Annotated in this window: 15 protein-coding genes; 2 read left to right on the forward strand and 13 right to left on the reverse strand. The window is 54.5% G+C overall.

The features are described 5' to 3' along the window. The first annotated feature begins 33 nt into the window (after positions 1 to 33). Positions 34 to 1167 carry a hypothetical protein gene (locus Pla52nx_RS27195; RefSeq protein WP_146519828.1) on the forward strand — a complete coding sequence of 378 codons (1134 nt, stop codon included), beginning with the start codon at positions 34 to 36 and terminating at the stop codon, positions 1165 to 1167. Positions 1168 to 1188: 21 nt separating this feature from the next. Here the strand turns inward: Pla52nx_RS27195 and Pla52nx_RS27200 are convergent, their stop codons facing one another. The 9 genes from Pla52nx_RS27200 to Pla52nx_RS27240 form a co-directional block, all read right to left on the reverse strand. Continuing rightward, positions 1189 to 2052, reverse strand: coding sequence for an ABC transporter permease (locus Pla52nx_RS27200; protein ID WP_146519829.1), 864 nt, complete (start codon positions 2050 to 2052; stop codon positions 1189 to 1191). A gap of 9 nt (positions 2053 to 2061) precedes the next feature. Next, complete coding sequence (locus tag Pla52nx_RS27205; protein WP_390620378.1) at positions 2062 to 2949, reverse strand: ABC transporter permease; 888 nt, start codon at positions 2947 to 2949, stop codon at positions 2062 to 2064. A gap of 499 nt (positions 2950 to 3448) precedes the next feature. Further along, a complete protein-coding gene (locus tag Pla52nx_RS27210) occupies positions 3449 to 4213 on the reverse strand; it encodes a sulfite exporter TauE/SafE family protein (RefSeq protein ID WP_146519830.1) in 765 nt (254 codons plus the stop codon). 5 nt (positions 4214 to 4218) lie between these two features. Continuing rightward, on the reverse strand, positions 4219 to 5529 hold the full coding sequence (locus Pla52nx_RS27215) for an MFS transporter (protein WP_146519831.1): 1311 nt from the start codon (positions 5527 to 5529) through the stop codon (positions 4219 to 4221). A gap of 40 nt (positions 5530 to 5569) precedes the next feature. Then, a complete protein-coding gene (locus Pla52nx_RS27220) occupies positions 5570 to 6580 on the reverse strand; it encodes a TauD/TfdA family dioxygenase (RefSeq protein WP_146519832.1) in 1011 nt (336 codons plus the stop codon). A gap of 141 nt (positions 6581 to 6721) precedes the next feature. Further along, complete coding sequence (locus Pla52nx_RS27225; RefSeq protein WP_146519833.1) at positions 6722 to 7873, reverse strand: glycosyltransferase; 1152 nt, start codon at positions 7871 to 7873, stop codon at positions 6722 to 6724. Further along, positions 7870 to 9174: a glycosyltransferase family 4 protein gene (locus Pla52nx_RS27230; protein ID WP_146519834.1), complete on the reverse strand. Its 1305-nt coding sequence runs from the start codon at positions 9172 to 9174 to the stop codon at positions 7870 to 7872. Before Pla52nx_RS27230 ends, Pla52nx_RS27225 begins: the two co-directional genes overlap by 4 nt. 217 nt (positions 9175 to 9391) lie before the next feature. Further along, positions 9392 to 9991, reverse strand: a complete 600-nt coding sequence (locus Pla52nx_RS27235; protein ID WP_146519835.1) for an aspartyl/asparaginyl beta-hydroxylase domain-containing protein — start codon at positions 9989 to 9991, stop codon at positions 9392 to 9394. 1661 nt (positions 9992 to 11652) lie between these two features. Then, positions 11653 to 13836, reverse strand: a complete 2184-nt coding sequence (locus Pla52nx_RS27240) for an arylsulfatase (RefSeq protein ID WP_146519836.1) — start codon at positions 13834 to 13836, stop codon at positions 11653 to 11655. A gap of 241 nt (positions 13837 to 14077) precedes the next feature. Between Pla52nx_RS27240 and Pla52nx_RS27245 the strand changes: the two genes are divergently transcribed. Beyond that, positions 14078 to 15076: a glycosyltransferase family 2 protein gene (locus Pla52nx_RS27245; protein WP_146519837.1), complete on the forward strand. Its 999-nt coding sequence runs from the start codon at positions 14078 to 14080 to the stop codon at positions 15074 to 15076. Positions 15077 to 15098: 22 nt separating this feature from the next. Here the strand turns inward: Pla52nx_RS27245 and Pla52nx_RS27250 are convergent, their stop codons facing one another. The 4 genes from Pla52nx_RS27250 to Pla52nx_RS27265 all read right to left on the reverse strand — a co-directional run bounded on the left by Pla52nx_RS27250 (position 15099) and on the right by Pla52nx_RS27265 (position 20612). Beyond that, positions 15099 to 15773: a hypothetical protein gene (locus Pla52nx_RS27250; protein ID WP_146519838.1), complete on the reverse strand. Its 675-nt coding sequence runs from the start codon at positions 15771 to 15773 to the stop codon at positions 15099 to 15101. A gap of 2 nt (positions 15774 to 15775) precedes the next feature. Then, on the reverse strand, positions 15776 to 16132 hold the full coding sequence (locus tag Pla52nx_RS27255; protein WP_197454546.1) for a hypothetical protein: 357 nt from the start codon (positions 16130 to 16132) through the stop codon (positions 15776 to 15778). A 74-nt stretch (positions 16133 to 16206) separates the two neighbouring features. After that, positions 16207 to 19278 (reverse strand): DUF6493 family protein, encoded by a 3072-nt coding sequence (locus Pla52nx_RS27260; RefSeq protein WP_146519839.1) that lies wholly within the window; start codon positions 19276 to 19278, stop codon positions 16207 to 16209. After that, positions 19275 to 20612 (reverse strand): SWIM zinc finger family protein, encoded by a 1338-nt coding sequence (locus Pla52nx_RS27265; protein ID WP_146519840.1) that lies wholly within the window; start codon positions 20610 to 20612, stop codon positions 19275 to 19277. The genes Pla52nx_RS27260 and Pla52nx_RS27265 overlap by 4 nt, the downstream gene beginning before the upstream one ends. Between the last annotated feature and the right edge of the window lie 8 nt (positions 20613 to 20620).

A 20620-nucleotide genomic window follows, 5' to 3' on the forward strand; every position in this document is an offset into this window, starting at 1 on the left:
TCGCTCCGCCGTGCCGAGTCATAATGGACAGTCATGTCCATCAACCCCTACCAAGCGCCCGGCGAACTCACTGACGAGGATCCCGCCAAAAACCCCGACACGATCGGTGTTGTGTTTCACACCGATTGGTCCGACGACGGTCTACGCGAACGAATGCAGCAACGTTCGCGAGGACATGTCCTCAATGCGATATTCGCCCTGACGTCAGCAGGATTTGGGCTGTCAATTCTGATGGCGTTTTTTGGCGTCAGCTCCCACATCCCTTGTCTGGGCTTCGTCGTCTGGACGTGGCTAGGGATTTTCTGGCTCAGCGCCCTGGTCGAGCGTCGCTCAGGCGTACCTTCAGTGCCCGGATTCGCAGGCCCCGTTGCCGGAGAACTCACCACGGAATACCTGATCGTCAGCGGACCCTCCTCGACCCTGGTCGCGCTGCAAACGATCCCCCGCGGAATGATCCTCAAACGCAATCTAGAAATCCGCTTGCCAGCAATCCCCAAACCATTTCCGATCGCGGATACCGATGTCATACGCTGCTTGAACTCCACCCAGACATCCCCGATTGACGACCCACTAGACGCAGCCTCGCAACTGGCAAACTCAAACCTTCCGACAGAAGCTCACATTCGCGTGGAAGGAAAACTACTCGGCCAAGACCTCAAGTCTTTTCCTTGCTACTTGCAATGGCTGCTGGGAGCCATCGTGCTGACAGTCTTGTGCCTTGGCTGCATCGGGGCCGCCATTTGGATCTATCGCTCCATTCCGTCATCTGCTCTCAACTTCCCCCGTGGCTACGTGATTCGAGACCGATATCAAAACTCGATTTCGTTGATCTATGTTGCCGCAGCCGTCGCGATTGCATTGGGCATCTGGGCAGCATTCGTGACCTCCAGGTTGTTTTGCAATCACGGCATTTTCGCCGCCGAGATCTCACCCCATTCAATCACAATCGCCGACAGACAATACAAACGCGCCTACGCCATGCGAGGTGAGTCGCTGGGCCATTTTCAATGGACTACCGCCGGACTGGCCGTCAAATCATTTCACGACAAACCGCTGTTTATCATCCCGACACGTTGGCTCTCAGACGCCCAAGCTCTCCAGATCCAAACCTGGAGCGACCAATGGCCTCCGTTATCGCGAGACAACTACTACGGCCCCAGCGTCTAGCGGCCTGTTGATTGAGTGCCTTTAAGAACTCGCGCTCCGGTAACTCCCCAACGCCAGCCGAAACACCCATCGGCTGATCAGCACACTCAACACCGTTGCGATCACTGCCAATCCGACCATCTGCCATTCCCAATTCGTCCGCGGCGAGATCGGCTTGGCAAGCAACCTGGCCGGCACATTGACCACCAATAAAATCGGGATCACAAACGTAAAGAAGCCATACAACGGCTTGCCCCAACCCTTGTCATAGATTTCCATCGGGTAACGGCTGAAGTTGGTGATGTAGAACCAAAAATTGTACAGCGACTGATTCCGCCCCAACCAAATACTCGTCGCACTCAAACAGATCATCAAGCTGTACATCATCACCACGCCGCACAAGATGAACACAACGTACAACAAAACAGACCACCACGACGGGATCATCGGATCGATATCACGGGTCGCCAAACTCCATAACGCATAACCCGCAATCACCAAACCGGAGGCAAAGTTCGAGAGGGCACTCCACTCGATCCGCCGGAACGAAATCAGAAACTGCGTATCGATAGGTTTCAACAACGCAAAATCCAATCCGCCGGTCCGGATCAGTTCACTGAACTCCTGTGCGTTGGGCATGAAAAACGCCTGCACCAGACTGTTGATGAACCAAGTCGTCGCGATGAACAAAAAGAATCGATCGCGATCCCATCCGGTGCCTTCGCCGATCGACGCCGTGTGTTGAAAAATGATCAGGTAGAAACCGACGTTCATCGCGGTCCAGCCGACACTGCTGACACATTGCAACAAGAAATTAGTGCGGAAGGTCATGTCGCGAACCAGACTGTTTCGCGCAAACGTCAGGAAAACTTTCCAGTAGTTCGGACGGACGGGCAACTCATTCATCAATGAAACTTAGCCCCCAAATCCGCTGTAGCGTCGCACGCCGCGGGCGTAGGCTACCCTGCATGCGACCACGAAAAAAACCAACCAGGCCGCTTCGACCGCCAACTCCATCGGCAATTCCTCCTCCGGTACCTTTCCCAAAAATACCGCTGCGGGAAAATACGCGAGGTACTTGAAGGGCAGAAAATTCACCAACCCCTCCACTCCGTCGGGCAACATCGTCAGCGGAAACATGTGCCCGCTGAGAAAGAAACTGAACAGCATCATCACAAACAGCAACGAGCTGACCTCCAAGAACCAAAATCCGATCATGCCGATCAGGGCTTCAAAGAAAAAACCGATCAAAAACCCCATCACCAATGACGCGCAAAAACTAAAAAACACGTTCAACGGCGGCCATCCGTCGACAAAGTATTCGCGGCACAGATAGAACACCAACGCGAACGGCAGAATGGCGATGGTGTAATACGCCAGCTTGTGTGCCACCCGAGTCAGCAGCAGGAAACCGATGAAATCGATCGGCTGGATCATGTACCGCTTGATCTCGCCGTCGCGCACTTGTTGTGAGATCCCCGAAGCCAAACTCGGCATGCTGGAAAACGCCCTCGCGATCATCGTCAACAAGTAGTAAGCGACCATGTCCGGAAACTGGTAACCTCCGATCTCGGCGGCCTTTTCTCCCTCGACTTGTCCGATCGCATCAAACACCGCCGACCATAAGAACACCTGCGTGATGATCGGCAGAAAACGCATCAGCGTTCCCAGCACAAAATCCCCGCGATACACAAAACGCTCTTCCAAGGCCGTCCGCAGAATCATCCACCACAGGGACAATTTCCAAGCGATCCCGCTGTGATGCGGGACAGGCTCATCGATAGTGGATAAAGTCGACGACACGCGAAGTTCACACAGAGTTCAAACGAGGACAAAAGTTCGCTTACAGCCCCAAGGTTCGATGAACCATTTGCTGGAACACCTAGTAGTGGGATTCGCCAGAATTCCTTTTGCACAGGATTTCTGGCGAAATCCACTACGCCATCTATTGATAATGCGCCCAACGGACATGCGTAGCATGATAGCCGCAAGATGAGTTTGACTCCATGTCACTGGTTGATTCGCTACGGACGAGCATCGTTTACGCCTCCTCAATGCTTTGCGATGTGGCGTTTCGTGTTCAAACTGAGATCAAACCCTAATCCAGTATGCTACCTCTCCCTCAACTTGTTGGGGGAGAGGTCGGACGAGGCGTTTAGCCTTCGTCCGGGTGAGGGGGTGATACGTGACGGTAATGTGCGTAGAACGCCCCTCACCCGAACATCGTGAAATCCAAAACTCATTCACTCATAAGTCAAGTTCATACGGTCCTGAGAAAGATTTGTGGTCCAGACCAAGCCCGTTATCCCTCTCCCCGTAAAACAAACAATACCGCAATCCCGACCAGCGCCACCGCGACGACGACCTGAAACCAGCCGGCCGAAAGTCGACCGCTAAAGTACGCCCCCACGCGAATGCCAATGATCGCCAACGGAGCCAACCACAACGCTTGGTAACAAACCTCCCGGTCAACCAAATCACGCACCAGCAATGCGGCAACCTTGTAAATCGAAACCGCCAATAGGAATTGATTCAAAAACGCCTTGAACCGTTTCTGTTCCCAACTCTGCTGCAATGCCCACGCCGCGACCGGCGGGGCTGCAATACTGACCGCTCCTGCGAGAAACCCTCCGTATGCGCCAGCCAGCGCCGCATGACCGCCCAAAGACTGACCGCCCGACGCATGGCAATCAGAGCGTTGCTGAGCCAATCGTCGATTTCGAAAACTCATCCACACCATCACCAGAATCGCCACTCCGGTGCCGCGAACGAGATAGTCCATCGACATCCGCTCGAACGCCAGCACACCCAGCGGCAGACCGATCGCCGCTCCCGCCAATGCCTTGAGCAAACTGCGATAGTCTGCACCTTCACGATACGTCCAAACCGTACCAATCAGGACCGGAACACTGGCCAAACTGATCAGGACGTGGGCTTGCCTTGCGTCAATCACCAGCGGCATCAGCGTGACCGCGACGATTCCAAACCCAAACCCGATCGCGCTGTGGATAAACCCTGCGGCCAACGCAATCGCACAGATCGAGACGATCACCCAGAACGGTTCCACCTCGCCTAAGCCTCCACCAAATCGCGATCCTTGGTCTCGGGCAACGTCAGTATGATCGCAATCCCCACCAAGAACAGCAGCGACAAGCCCATCACGGCTGTGCTCAGCGAAACGTCCTCACGGCTCTTCAACCACCCAGAAAACAGCAACACGGGAACCGCCATCATCCGACCGCCGTTGAAACAAAAGCTCGCACCCGTGGCGCGAATATTCGTTGGAAACAACTCGGGAAAGTAAATCGCGTAGCCCGAATGCATTCCCAACGTCAAAAACCCAAACACGGGTAACAAGATCAACAACTGTGTGTACGTCTGCGGCAAAAAACAAACGCAAGGTACGATCGCCAACGCTGCGGCATGAAACCCGATGAACGTCCGCTTGCGGCCGAACCTGGCAGCCAACGGGCCGAAGGACAGCAATCCCAAACCACCACCAGTGGCCTGCACGATCCCGTAAGCAAACTTGGCCCTTGATTTCGCGTCTTCCTCCACCACACCTCGCTCCAACAGAAACTCGCGCACGATATCCTGCCCCGCCACCGTCACTGCCCAAAACGTTCCAAGCCCGACTGCCGCCAACAGCATCCCGCGAATGGCCAAGCCATTCCATTGGGAGTTGAGCAACAACTCTCGGAAACTGCCCATCTGACTGACCTCGGTCGACCGCCTGCGTTCTTCCCATCGCTGAGGCTCTTTGACGCTGACACGAACCCAAACGATCAACAATGCGGGCAAGACTCCGATCAAATAGGCGTACCGCCATTGCGACGCCACCCAGATCCCGACCAAAGCGGCCAGCCACGTCCCCAAGATGCTCGTCGCATGAAAGATCCCCGACGCATGCGCTCGCGCGTGCTTGGGAAATACCTCCGCGACCAAGCTGGCGGCAACGGCCCACTCGCCGCCAATGCCCAGTGCGACCAAGAATCGCAATCCACCGATCGTGTAGATGTCGCTGGCAAAAAAAGTCAGGCCCGAAAACACGCTGTACATCAGGATCGTCGCGATCATGATCGGCTGCCGTCCATAACGGTCGGCCAATGAACCGAACAGCAGCCCGCCGATCGTACCGCCACAGAGGAAGATCGCAAGAAAGAAGTCCCCCCACTGCTTGGTCGCCGCCTCATCACCGCCCAACACCTCAAGCAACATGTCTTGACGGGTGATGTTAAAGATCTGACCTTCGTATACGTCAAACACCCAACCGGCGCAAGCGATGATCAACACCAGCCACTGATAGTTTGTGACACCGTGATACCACTTGCGAGGCTCCGTTTGCGTCTGTTCCGTATTCGGCGCTTCGTTGTCCGCGTTCATGCGTACCGACTTGTCTAGAGATTGGGATTGATCGCGAAGACTAGGAAACCGTCAAAGCATGTGTTCGCATTTCAGCAAGTGATGCCAAGATCTTTCGCGTGCCTGAAAACGGTCGACGCGCATGCATGGCAACCGTGTTGTCCAACAGCACAACATCACCTTGAACCCATTGATGGTCGTAACAAAGTTCTTCCGATAACTCGATCGCCACATTGACGGCTTCGCTATCCAGCGGCGTACCGTCACCATGACGAATCGCTTTGGACGGATCGTTGCGATCATCGCTCCAGCCACAATACGCGGCGATCAATTGATTAAAGAAAGTTTTTTGACCAGGCGCGACTTCCATCACCGCAGGCAACGGCGGCGTGGTCGCTTTCAAGCATCCGTTGTCCATCCACTCATACGAGTACCTCAATTCACCCAAACGCGACTCGGCTTCCTCGCGAGTCTGCACACCCAGCGTGCTCTGCCAACTTCGCCCCATCCCGGACTTGGCATCGTCGCTATCGGGCATCACGTTGGTGTAACACAAGCCTTTCTCTTCGCACGTCTTGGCAAATTCCGGGCAGCGTTCCGCCAATTTCTGGAACAACAAATCGCTGCGACACAACGGCGTCGCACCACCGCTCTGGGCCGGGATCTCGCAGTAAAAAAAGATGTACTTGGGGTACAGAGGCGTCTGCGCCATCTCATGGTGAAAAAAGATTCTCACCTCAGGCGGAGCTTCGTTGGCCGAAAACACGCGTTCAGTTCGATTGACACGCACCGCGTTTGACAGTGATTTCTTGTACGGAAAATTCTCTAACTGCAGTTCGCTGACAACACGATCAAAGGCTTCGACCGTCGACGTTGGAAATCCTCTCAACGCGACCGCCCCATGAACACGCATCAAACGCAACAGTTCCTCGCGATTCTCCGCCACCCACCGGGCGGTATCCTCCAAGGTCGCATTCGCATCATCACACGCAAACACGTAGGGAAATCGAGAATCGCCGTAAGCCTGCTGCCCATCAACCGTGGCATTGGCATTCACTGACAATGAGTTCATTTGGATTGAATGTTCTGAAAGAAACTGCGGGGTGGGGGAAGTACACGACCGCTAACTTAATGGGTGCGCGACCTCCCATGTCCGGCCAGAGCCGATTTGCGAGAACTTTTTCAACGACATCACACGCAACGACAACGCGTGTCAGACGACGTGATCACGCAGCGACTGGACGATTCGCTGCGATACTCGGCTGAGAGAGTAGCGGCTGAATAACTCATCGCGGATCGATACGATCGTCGCTTGATCGACATCCAACGCGTTTTTCAGAGCCTGATCAAGGCTGTCGACGTCCGCCAAATCGAACGCACCAAACCGACCGACGCTTGGCAAAATTTCATCCACCGATGTGCCCCGGACGTAGCAGACCGATGTCCCCACGTAGTAGGCTTCCACTGCGGGCAACCCAAACCCCTCAATCTCACTGGGCATCAACAGCACCCTGGCTCGACCGACCCACGACTGCAACTGGGGTAGCGTTTGCCGAGGCAGCAACTCCACGTGCTGCAATTCAGCCAAAATCGACCGCCCCGCCACATCCAATTCACCGACCAGTTTCAACGGCGGCAATGATCCCGAACGCTGCTGCAGTGTTCGCCACATCTCCAACAGACGATTGGTCTTCTTGTGAGGAGAAGTCGAAGCGAGATGAACGACAAAATCCTCCTTTTGAAAATCCTTCAGCCGCAATGTTTCCCATACACTGCCCTCGTACGTGACCTCGATCTTGGGCTGCGGCAATCGATGACGATCACAAAAATCACGCAGTTGATTGGCCGCGTGATTGGAGATCGTCAACACGCAATCCAACCTCGTCAGACTGCGTTTGGTCACATTGATCCAATAGCGGAACGCGCCAGCAGTCCGTGTCTCGGGATAATGGTCCGCGTAATGCTGAACAATGGTGTCGTGCATCGTGCCGACAGAGGGCAACCGGGCGACTGCAAATCGAGGAACGTAACCTTTGGGATAATACCAAACGTCCACATCAGGCCGGGCGATCCAAGGATGAACCGAATCGGCGATCAAACGTCCCAACGAGTGATCGGTCCGAAATGGCAAACGAATCGTCCTGAATCGAGACTCACGCTGATGATGCGAACTGCGACTGGTGATCTGCGTCATCAATAAATCATTTCGCTTGGCCATCTCACCGAGCAAAGATTCTGTCATCGACGTGATGCCGAGACTACGGTCACGGTGCGGGTTTTGATCGGCCAAGTAGACCGCCACCCGCAACACTTCTAAGTCTCGCTCACTGAGCTGGATCGGCTGTGCCGCTATCACGCTACTCATGAACGACTCCCCGAAGATTGCAGTGATGTCGATCGGACGGGAGTCTCTGACTGCAAATCCGACTGCAAATCCACGCTTGGTGAGATCGGCAAACCTCGCCGTCTCGCAATCGCATTACCGACCGCCAATACGAACTGATCCGCCGACGCCTGAGGTGTCCTGCCCCGAACCGACAAACGTGCACGCTGCGACATTTCCTGCCGCTGCTCAGGCGTCAACGTCACGTAGCGACTCAACGCCAGTCCCAATGATTCGATGAATTCTGGATCGTACAAATACCCATTCACACCCGACTGCAGGAGCGTCGTCGCCGCCTGACTATGACAGCTTCCGATCACTGCCAAGCCTGAGAACAAAGCCTCATCAACCACCAACCCCCATTCATCACCAAGCGTCGGAAACAACATCACGTCGTTCGCTCCGTAGTGCTGCCGAATCTCGTCCGGATCGCAATGACCATGCAGAATCAATTCAACATTCTCCGGCATCTGTTGGCCTCGAAGCTGGGATTCCAACGGCCCACTGCCCACTAAATTCCATTGGACTCGCCTCTCTGGATTTTGGCGAGCCCAAAGACCGAGCTGCTCCATCGCCTGCACCACACCCTTACGCGCAGCAAGCTGACCAACGGTCAAAATACGGATCGCTTCACCGCGACCAGAATCCCCCGACCATGACTCCAGTCGCTCTCCCAGGAACGCTTTCTCTGGATCCGACGCGTAATTCCAAGCCGACATGTTTTGCGTCGTCGCCCCAAGCGACAGCAGCAAACGCTCACAACTGGGACCATTCTGCGTCACCCAATCGGCGCGCCGTAGCAACCGCCTGCGGACAAACCGACGTATGCCCCCGCGTCCCGCTTCGCTTCGCTCCGATGCGTAGACCGCCACCACATGAGCACACGTTCGACTCAACGTTCGGTGCAACGAAGAAAAAAACGTTCGCGCCCCCAGCTCCAACGAAACGATCGCATCCGGGTCCAATCGACGCAGTTGACTCAAGCTATCCAAGGGCACATGAATGTAGTTGTGCTCCTCATACCCCCCTGGATGCTTGACCGTCCGCGTGATGGTCCACGTTTTTTGCACGATCACATCCAGACCTCCTGCATCCATTTCCCACTGCCGATTAGCCTCCATCTCGACCGAGGAAAGCACCGTCAGCCGTCCGACCCGTTTGGCGACTTCCTTCAACACCGCCACCAAATTGGGCGCAACGAAATTGACCAGAAAGACGACATGTGCGTCTCCGGCGAGTAATTGGGGATCGGTTGGGCGTTGCGGAACAGGTACCTCGGGCATCGCGACATTATCGATGCCCGTCCCAATTTTTTCAGAGCTTTTTTGTCAGGTCACCGTGAATTCTGACCCTTTTTTGTCCACATTCCATCGCGAATGGGTTCAAACCAGCACTATGGGGGCGATGCGGCCGACCCCCCTTGAGGCAAACGGGCTCCCAAACCCGCCCTAAATGCGAACCGCCGCCCACTCGGGAAACAGCTCGCCGTAGTTCATCGCGTCATACAGTGGACCCCGGCAATAAGGACCGGACCCAATCGTTGGGCACCATGTCGATGGTCAAGTTGATGCGTTCCTCCAACCCGCCATGCGTGATCCGATGCGGATCGGTCAGCCTCAGATACCAACACTCTCCCGCTTTCATCGGCACCACTGTCCCATTGAGAAAAAACTCCACCGCATCCTCTGTTTTGATCGGCACCGTCAGCCGTATCACGGACTTTGGGATCTCAAGTCCCAATGTCGGATCAGTGTGCTCATCCACGACCGCACCGGCAGCTAGACGCAGCAAACGCACGAGCGTGACGCTGCAGTGAGCCCGAAAGAAATCCACCACGCTGGTGAGATAAGGAAACGACGTCAGCGCAGGTGTATCCAGCCACGGCGTCCACGATCCGTCCGCATAATCCGCAGCCGGTGGTGGAGGGTTCAGTGACGAATCGACCAAGTGCGCCGGGGACCTCAGCGGCAGGACATCGTAGTACAGAAAATCCGCCAACTGCATCGCACGGACTTCATCAAGCATCCGCTCTGCATCAAACGTGAAATCAAGCCGAATCCGATCACCCATCGTCCCGTTACCCGTCGCATGATCAGTCATGATGGAACCTCGGTTTATCGAATCATCAGCAATACCCATCCGATTGTACTCAATTCAAAGGATCATCGTCGCTCGTCTCTCCGGTTCAAGAACGCTCCCACATCCAGCACTCAAACGCCATCGACCTGGAAGGTCGAGCGACATTGTCGTTCGACTCTCAGAGTCGAAAACGCTCCCACACCACCCCAAAGCCAAGAACCGCATCCAGGACTCAAACGCCATCGACCTGAAAGGTCGAGCGACATTGTCGTTCGACTCTCAGAGTCGAAAACGCTCCCACACCACCCCAAAGCCAAGAACCGAACCCAGGACTCAAACGCCATCGACCTGGAAGGTCGAGCGACAATGTCGTTCGACTCTCAGAGTCGAAAACGCTCCCACACCACCCCAAAGCCAAGAACCGAACCCAGGACTCAAACGCCATCGACCTGGAACGTCGAGCGACAATGTCGTTCGACTCTCAGAGTCGAAAACGCTCCCACACCACCCCAAAGCCAAGAACCGAACCCAGGACTCAAACGCCATCGACCTGGAAGGTCGAGCGACAATGTCGTTCGACTCTCAGAGTCGAAAACGCTCCCACACCACCCCAAAGCCAAGAACCGAACCCAGGACTCAAACGCCATCGACCTGAAAGGTCGAGCGACATTGTCCTTCGACTCTCAGAGTCGAAAACGCTCCCACACCATCCCAAAGCCAAGAACCGAACCCAGGGCTCCAACGCTATCGACCTGGAAGGTCGAGCGACAATGTCGTTCGACTCTCAGAGTCGAAAACGCTCCCACACCACCCCAAAGCCAGGAACCGCACCCAGCACTCTAACGCCATCGACCTGGAAGGTCGAGCGACAATGTCGTTCGACTCTCAGAGTCGAAAACGCTCCCACACCATCCCAAAGCCAAGAACCGCACCCAGCACTCAAACGCCATCGACCTGGAAGGTCGAGCGACATTGTCGTTCGACTCTCAGAGTCGAAAACGCTCCCACACCACCCCAGAGCCAAGAACCGCATTCAGCACTCGAACGCCATCGACCTGGAAGGTCGAGCGACAATGTCGTTCGACTCTCAGAGTCGAAAACGCTCCCACGCCATCCCAAAGCCAAGAACCGAACCCAGGACTCAAACGCCATCGACCTGAAAGGTCGAGCGACATTGTCGTTCGACTCTCAGAGTCGAAAACGCTCCCACACCACCCCAAAGCCAAGAACCGAACCCAGGACTCAAACGCCATCGACCTGGAAGGTCGAGCGACAATGTCGTTCGACTCTCAGAGTCGAAAACGCTCCCACACCACCCCAAAGCCAAGAACCGAACCCAGGACTCAAACGCCATCGACCTGGAACGTCGAGCGACAATGTCGTTCGACTCTCAGAGTCGAAAACGCTTCAACGCCACCCCAGAGCCAAGAACCGCATCCAGCACTCAAACGCCATCGACCTGGAAGGTCGAGCGACATTGTCGTTCGACTCTCAGAGTCGAAAACGCTCCCACACCATCCCAAAGCCAAGAACCGCACCCAGGACTCAAACGCCATCGACCTGAAAGGTCGAGCGACATTGTCGTTCGACTCACAGAGTCGAAAACGCTTCAACGCCACCCCAAAGCCAAGAGCCGCACCCAGGGCTCAAACGCCATTGACCTGGAAGGTCGAGCGACATTGTCACAGCTCGATCACCACTTTCGTCACCTTTCCGCTCAGCGGATTGGGCGACTCGTAGTCGTCCACGTTTCCTCCGCTGTCTTGCCCCACCTGCAAACCGTCGATCGGTTGACTCGTCATCGGCCAAGCAATCGCACTCTCCGCCACGACTTTGTCGTCCACGAATAACTTCGCCGCACCTTTGCGTCCCACCGAGACACGGATCTTGCAATCACCCATCACGAGAGATTCGCTCACCATCGACTCACGTTTTCCAGCAATCGTTGCGCAAAACACTGGCCTGCCATCACGAATGTGCAACGACCAGCCGTGTGCCGTCCCACCCTGAGCAACGACGACGCCGTCACCGTCAACGGAAACCTGTGCCTCGACACTCAGTGGGCGTCCAACCACGTACGGTGCCGACTCGCCACCAAGGTCCGCGCCGCCAACAAGCTCAAATCGTCGTTGCTCCCTGTTTGCCGCATTCCTATCTGCAGCATTCTTCTTCGCCCCCGGATTGAGCGGCAACACGTTGGCGCGTTCGGCATAAGCGTGCCACATCTGAGCAAGCTCCTCTGCACGCTCCGGCATTTCGCTCGACAAGTCGTTTTGTTCGCTGCGATCCTTGGAGATGTCGTACAGCTCCCAAGGACCGTTGGCACCCTTGGCGACCAACTTGTCGTTCCCGACTCGGATCGCACGATTGCCTTCGTGCTCCCAGTAAATCGCCCTTTGCTCGATCGATTTCCCATCAAAGGTCGGCGCCAGTGAGACGCCCTCCATCGGCTTGATCGGCTTTCCGTCGTGATAAACGGCCGGATACTCCGCGCCACCGACATCCACGGCGGTCGCCATCAAATCGACCAAATGCCCTGGAGTCGAATCCAATTCGCCAGCACGCTTGATACGTTGCGGCCAATGCGCGATCAGCGGCGTCGAGATTCCGCCTTCATGGTTGTAATGTTTGTATTCACGAAACGGCGTGTTGGACACGGTCGCCCAACCACGACCATAGCCGATGTAGGTATCCGCTCCACCCGCCATCACACCCTTGCCGGTTCGCACGGGATAGCCGTCACGCGATTGCTTTGGCTGCATGTCGGGTTGCAGATAATCATCCGCCAACGGGGGCAACGTCGGCGCATCCGCTCGCGGTTGCCCATTCCCGCCACGGCCATAGTTCTCCGCACACCCGCCGTTGTCTTGAAAGAAACAGATGAGAGTATTGTCAAACTGATCGGTGTCCTGAAGCGACTCAACAATCCGTCCGATCCCCTGATCCATGCTGTCGATCATCGCGGCATAAACTTCCATGTTGTGTTTATCCCATTCCCAAAACTCGGTTTCCTTCCACTCGTCCGCAATGGGCCAGTTCACCGTGCTGTCTTCGGTGATCAAACCCAGCTCCAGCATCCTTCGATAACGAGCGTTTCGGACCGCGGCATACCCCTCATCGTACTTCCCGGTGTACTTGGCAATGTCTTTGGGCAACGCGTGCATCGGCCAGTGGGCTGCAGTGAAGCTGACGTACAGAAAGAAAGGTTGATCGCCCGTCTGGATTCGATGCTCGTGAATGAAGCGACAAGCTTGATCCGCAATCGCATCGGTGTAGTAAAACGTTCCGTTGGATTGGTGAGCGACTGTGTACGCTGGATCGGCCAACGGTGAGATGTACTGGTTGTCACGCGTCAACGTGTTGGGGTCAAAGAAACTTCCCGCGCCATGGATCGTCCCGTAAAAACGGTCAAACCCACGCTGCAGCGGCCAGTTGAACTTGTCCGCATCCGTCTTCGGCCTGACTTCGCGAGTGACGTGCCATTTCCCGGAAAGGTACGCTCGATAACCGGCACTCTTGAGTGCTTCGGCGATTGTCACGCAGTTGCGATTCAGTTCGCCGCGATAACCGTCAAAACCACGATCCTCCATCATGTGCCCGATTCCGGCTTGATGGGGATACAACCCGGTCAGCAGACTCGCGCGTGTCGGGCAACAACGTCCCGTGTTGTAAAACTGCGTGTACCGAATCCCGCCGTCGGCCAGCATGTTCAAATTCGGCGTGCTAATCTCGCCACCGTAACACTCGATGTCCGAGTAACCCATGTCGTCCGACATGATGTAAACGATGTTGGGCTTTTCAGCCGCGGAGGCAACGGCAAGGACAAGGAGTCCAAATGCAACGGACAGGGTGGATCGAAAGATCATTGTTGGAACGTAGAATCCAGCGTGGGGAATGACTTTTTCCGACAACAGATATTCAAACGCAGGTGGATTGAAATCATCGGAATGCAGATTCGAGTATACCTAAGTCGGAACGTACCAGAGAGGATTCAGGTCACCTAAAACCTCGAAACTTTCCCCTCGACGGAACCTGTTGTGCCTCACTCCCCTCGTCAAAAACAATCCGTAGCAGAAATCTCTCGCCGGTTGCATTAGAATCGGTTCCATGAACACGCAAGCTCGACAGCGACACAACCTTCGTGTGCTTCAACGTTTATCTGCAGAACGCTCACGCCTGAAACGGGCGGTCGAGAGTATTGAGATCATCCGTCGCTTGCCGCCCCCATCACTCACGCAACTCATCTGCGTGATGGTGGTGTTCAATGAGTCCTTGCGTCTCCCGGATTCACTTCGCCACTATCGCAGCTTGGGCATTGAACGATTTGCCATCATGGACAACTCGTCCACCGACTCAACTCGCGACTACCTACTGCAACAACCCGATGTGGATCTGTACTCCGTCCCGTTGGACTACAAGACATCCGTTGGCGGATGCGGCTGGGTGTCGGCGTTGATCCATATACACTACGGAGCCCACCGCTGGGTCGTCTGGTCCGATGCGGATGAGCAGCTCGTATTTGATGGCAGCGAGCAACACGATCTGCATGCTCTAACGGACCACATGAAAGCGATGGGAAATGCCTCGCTGCCCTGCGTCATGGTCGATATGTACTCCCACGGAGACCTTTCATCCGTGATTCTCCATGCGGACCAAACCCTGCTGGAGTGCTGCCCGTATTTCGATGGCAACGGATATCAACGTCAAGAGATCGAGCCTGACGGCCTTGTGCCGCGGGTCGTTTGGTCTGGAGGAGCCAGCGAACGTGTCTTCGGAAACCAACGCGGCTGGATGGCTAAAATCCCACTGATCTACTGGCGACCTGAGACCTGGTATTGGAACCCCCACGTCGCCTATCCCTTCGAGCTAAACTTCAACCAACCCTCGGGTGCTCTACTCCATTTCAAATACATGGCTGATTTCGCAGCCACGGTAGACCGCGAAGTAAGCCGAAACCAACATGCGTCCAATGCTGAAAAATACCGTGTGTTTCAAAACCATCTGCGGAATTCGGACACCACCAGCCTTCATTACGGCGAAAGTGCTCGCTATGAAAACTCGACATCTCTGCTGGAACGAAAGCTAATCACAGCGATCCATTGGTAGCACGACTCCCAACTCGCGTTGATCACTCAACACGATTCACGTCCCCGCCGAAATCACGCCAAAAGAGAAAGTCAGCAACAAGCTGGATTCGCCGCATGAATTCGACAGATTCGATCGGCTTGAGCATTGAAAAGTCGATCCCAGGATCGACCACTTCTTGGTTTTGCAAAATGGTGTCCACCACGCGGGTGTAAAGATCTACCGCATCCGGTACTTGGCAGACGCCCGGCATCCCTGCGATGCGTTTACTTTCTTCGCCACGCTTCACATCCCCTGACAACAAGGCCACGTACTTGGACGCAGCCGCGCGACTCTCGGCGGAGTTCGCACTCAATTCCTCCAACTGGCTCGACTCCAGTTCTCGAAATCTTCCTGGCAGCGCATTAACGAGTGAACGCCCCCACTCCTGTGCTTCCTTACGACTATGGATTTCCGTCCATCCCCTGCCAGAATCGTTGGCAATTTCAGTGATCAAATCGATCACGCAGAGCTCTTTGTACAAGTACCCGTGATTCAGAAACGACACAACCGCGTAAGCATAAAATGCAGGTGACTCGCTACCGGACTGGTTGATAACGACGGCCTGGTGGTGCCCCCCTTTCCGTTTTCTAAAGAAGTAAAGCCCACAGACGCTACTTGAATGAAGCCGAAACTCAGCAGCTTCCAAGTCGGTACAGAAATCAGTTTCATACAACATGGTTAGCTGCCGAATTGAGGCTCCCAGAACTTCTGCCCCTCGACATCACTGTAGCATTCAAGAAACTCAGAGAAAGATCGCGACGTTACCGAACGAGAGTCTGGCTGCGAAAGCAACTTCAATCCCCATTGGCCGTAATTGACGTCCTGAAAGAGACAAACGCTCTCAAAATGCAACCAAAAGCTTGCAAGGTCCGGAGGAAAACCGGCGATTTCTGGCGATTCTATAACGGGCTTTGAGGTGCACTGCATTGGCATTTCAAGTGACGCACGTGCATCGACCATATACTGCGGCACACGTGGAGTTGCCCACAGTGAGACAAGAATCTCAATGAGTTCGGGAACTGTTTTTTTGCTCATTCCTGATTGCTACTCTACGGTCGAAGGTCAACGTGGTGCGCTTTAACGCAACCTGCGGTGACTGGTGCGACACTTCATTTGGGTTTTGAGGAATCGCCGTGACCATCCATGAACGAAGCTGTGGCATGCCAACGTTCACCTCTCTGGACGAACGTTGCGAGCACCAGGGAATCCAGATCTTGACGGGAAGTTGCTTCAGTAAGTTTGACCAGTTGTTTGGCAAGTTTGGCGGTTTTGGAACTGCCGGATATCGCCGACAGTTTTTCTGCCAGAGTCTGACCTGGTGCAATGCCAAGGTCTGAGCTGGACTCAAGCAGGACACTCAAGAGAAGTTGAATGTCGATGGGCAGCTCCTCCAAGTGAAGTATCGTAAACTCGATCGACTGCGAGATGACAAATCGATGCAGCTTGGATTCCCCCGCAACCGAACTCAAAACTTTGCTGAGGCGATTTAGCTTGATGAATGGCAAGGTGTTGGCGATGACCGTTCCCAATATCTCTGGCGACACCAACGAGCGAGCAATCGCGTCCAGCAATCCATCCGTGGCGAGAATCCGATTTTCACCTCGCTCGTCGCCCGCAGCCATCACGAATAGTCTGCAGGTCGCATCGTTCCACGTGGACTCCGGATCGAGCAGATGCCCCAGATGTCCCGCCATGCAACTGGCTGAGGTATCGAATGGGTTGGTCAATGACTCCCAGGTATCCAACCAAGACTGTTTGTCGGTGGGTGCCTTGACACGATGGAAAAAGGGTTCAACGGACAAAGCCACTTCTGCCAATGAAAAAGGAACGGTTGGGTCATCCGTAATCGCTCCTTCAATGGCAATGCTTTGATCATTGCGGTAGAACGCTTTTGCGATGGGCAAGACCGGCGCAACATTTGGCAAAATCACATGGCGTGCCCGGACTGCCGCTGCCTTGACCGCATCTTCGCCCCAGCCGCCGAAGGACTTCAGCTCACAGTCATCCCCCAATGCATAACGCAGCAAGTGACCGCCGTTGTAGTGACTTGGCTTGTCCAATTGTCCCAAGGCCTGCGATCGCCCCTCGGGCATCAATCGCAGCAAAGCCTGCGCGAAGTCATAGCTATCAAGCAACTCTCGATGCTTGGCGTAGTGATCATTGATTCGTTGGACGAGAACCATTGGATCGATCCAACCACCCAGGTGCGTCGGAAGCGATAAAAGCGGCATCGGGACACTATCTGCACGCCGATATGCCTGACGCGACTGCACGATGTCATTCGTCAGTCCAGAAATACGTTCGCGCAGGAACCAACCACGCATGCTGTACCAGTGCACATTTTGGTCAGCGGGCGTCTCGGGCATTTCGAGCCAGGTGTTCAGCAAGCGAGTCAAGCCGATACTATTCGCTTGGTCAAGAAATCTGCCTGAGTGACGTTCACTTTGTTTGACGATACGTTTCTTGAGCGAGGACGTACGCGAATCGAAATCGGCTGGCCGCTCTCGATGAAACCGAGAGATACCATCGAGAATCCGCTCCAAATCCATAACGTCCTCGATTGACTCGATCGTCGATGACACCAACTCGATCAGCTCCGCCACGTTTTCGACGGGATTGACTTGCCGATCTCGATCTCGTCGAGGGACCTCGTGGGGAGTAACCGGTGGCCAAGTCAAACATTTTCCCGATTCGTGTTGCTCAAACGCTGCGAGCAGGCCCGACGTTTTCTGAATCAACTTGGGCAGCTTCTCAGCTCGTTCCTTCAAAGCTTTCAGATCTGCCAACGCTACTCCTGATGAATCAGACTTTGACTTGGTTTGGCTCTCGCCTGAATTTGGTTTACGGCCTGAACTCGGTGGGTCTCCTGCAGGCTCGACTGGCTCGATGTTCACCTGCGTGTCTTGTCTCAGCAAACTCTCTAGGTCATTCTTCAATGAAGCCGCTACGTGTTCGCGGAGTGATGCCAATCGAGATTGTGCCTCAACCGGAATTGGACCCTCGATCGCATCCAATAGTTTCAAGCAAGCACTCTGAACATCAGCGTTATCATGCTGAACTCCCTCGACGATGGCGATCGCAGCGGCCGCTTGAATCGACGACTCTTGTTTGAGCAACTTTTTCGTGATCCCCAAGGCCTTCATCGGCTGGGCTTTCTTTTCAATTCGAAACACATCCGGCAACGCGGCAAAAAATGCATTCGCGTCCAGCCGCTTTGCTTTCAGCAAGACCTCGCAGGCTGCCAAAGCTTGTCCGACCACGGTGGATTGACTCGCAGAAAAGAGCGACAAGTATTCCTGCAGAAAAGATTCGCGTTCTTCGACGGTCGGCCCTAGCAACTGATGAAACTTCCCCATTCCCGTCAAAGTGCCGGGCGATAGCGGCAAGCCCATGCCTTGCAGACTTCTCTTGAGCAACTCGCGTCGATCGATTTTCCCCTCATCCGACAGTGATACTAAGGCCTCGCTCCACGACTCATAAGCATTCCGCATGACGGAAGAATCAAATTCAAAGATACCCCAGATCTCTTCTTTCAACAGCTCTGGATCCGCATCAATTACTTCTTTGACGCTCCGCCGCTTGCGTTTGAAAACATCCGTTTTCCAAGCGTCCGCTGGATAACTTTCCATGCTGTCGTTAGCAAGACGATCGTAGTAACCCGAGTCACGACTGGCTGGGATAAGACCCTCACGAATGAGACCTCGCTCGACAAACGAGTTGGGCACTGGTCGTTCATTCCTCCATTCCTTTTCGACCCACTTTGCGAGCCATTTCGGCTTGCGCGCTACCAAAATACGCAGCAGTCTTTCAGGCATGCCCGAAAGATCGTCGCGTAACCAGGACAAACCCTGATCCCAGGGTTTGTCAAGCGTCTTTAAATCGCAGACCGCAACCACCAACAGATTGACCGTCCATCGCGGCACCCGCCAATCAACATAGTTCTGTTTATCCAAAGCCTTCAGAAGATCACGCTGACTTTCGACCAATGCATCGTTCGATATGTCAATCTCCAAACCGCCTGGTCCCCAATATCGATCGATCGCCACTCCGATCTCCAAAGCTTCCTCCTTCAATTCGGATCGCTGTTTCTCATCCAGAGGATCTAACAACGTACACAGTTTTTCACGGTCTCCTTGGACGACAAGATCACGTAGTTGATCAATCAGTCTTGCATCATTCATGCTTCTTCACCCCTGCATATCATCGCGGCCAGAATATGTTTGCACGGTCCCCGCGTTGTCTTGTGCTTGCTGTACCAAATGCACGAGCACTTGTAGGACTGCTGCGTCACTTCCACCAAATGCTCAACACCACTGCCTTGGACAATCCAGCGTTCCGAGTCTGAGTTGCTGTCGCAACCCGAAATACGATTCTGTTGCACAATTTTGCGTGCCGCAATCAAGCGAGGCTGCAATGACTCGACCAGCGAGGACTCGAACGGCATCACACGGTAGAAGTACCGTTGCTGATAGAGGTCATATCCCAATACTCCCCGTGTTGCCAGTGCCGTCAATGCGGATGAAATCTCGTTGCGAGGAAGCTTGAGCTTGGCGGCAAGCGAATCCGAATCCAAGTTCTCATGCCAATTCAAAACACCACGCACACGATCAATGGCGTTCTTCCAAGATTCGTCGGCGAGATCCGACAACACTTGGCCTTCACCGGAAAACCCGCGATAAATGCCTGGACTCAAAAGCATTCCGAATTGCAGATTTCCGAACTCACAGAACCAAGAACTGGTTGCTTGGTCGGGAATTCGGCCCATCGAAATGGTTCCATCGTGAGACCTCAAAAGCTTTTCCATCAACCGAAGCCGGTCTGTCCCCACCAACGGTACCGCCTGGTCCGTTTCGCGAGTCGATGCACGCAATCCTTTACCCGACGGCACGATCCACAGAGGATGCTGACGAGCCGCGTTTCGAGGCAAGCCTTGTAAGAACTTACGCACCTCCCGACTAGAACATGTGATGCGATGCTCAACGCGTGCCAAAATGTTCTGAACTTCACAAAACCCTCTCAGCCAACGCAGCGGCAGCTTGACCTTCTTTTCTCGATATGAAGAATCCTCGTCGATCAACTCCACGGCATCATGTCTCACCAACAGACTCAGCGATTGCTTTTGCCGGAAGAGCGACAGGCCGTTTCGAAAATCATCGTTGAAGTCAACATTGGTTGTGCCAAACTCGAATTGGGCGTTGTCAAACATCGGTTCCATAAAGTTTGCAGTGACATAGACACCGCAACAACCACTAAAACCTTCGAATCGAACCCCATTGGGATCGCAGGTGACGACCGGATCAAGCATTCCCGGTGCAGCATACGCAAAATTTGATCGAACGATATCAGAAAGGCACAGCAAAGCGTCGCAGAACAATCCCGAGTTTGCAAACTGCCCCTGGAACGAAAACGGACGATCGGGAGCGAGTATCACCTGACCATCAGTACCAGATGCCCCATCCGACAGATGACTCGAATTTCGATACGAGTAACGATGCTCAAGCGTGTCAAGTGACATCGTAGGGT

This window comes from Stieleria varia (assembly GCF_038443385.1).
Lineage (GTDB): Bacteria > Planctomycetota > Planctomycetia > Pirellulales > Pirellulaceae > Stieleria > Stieleria varia.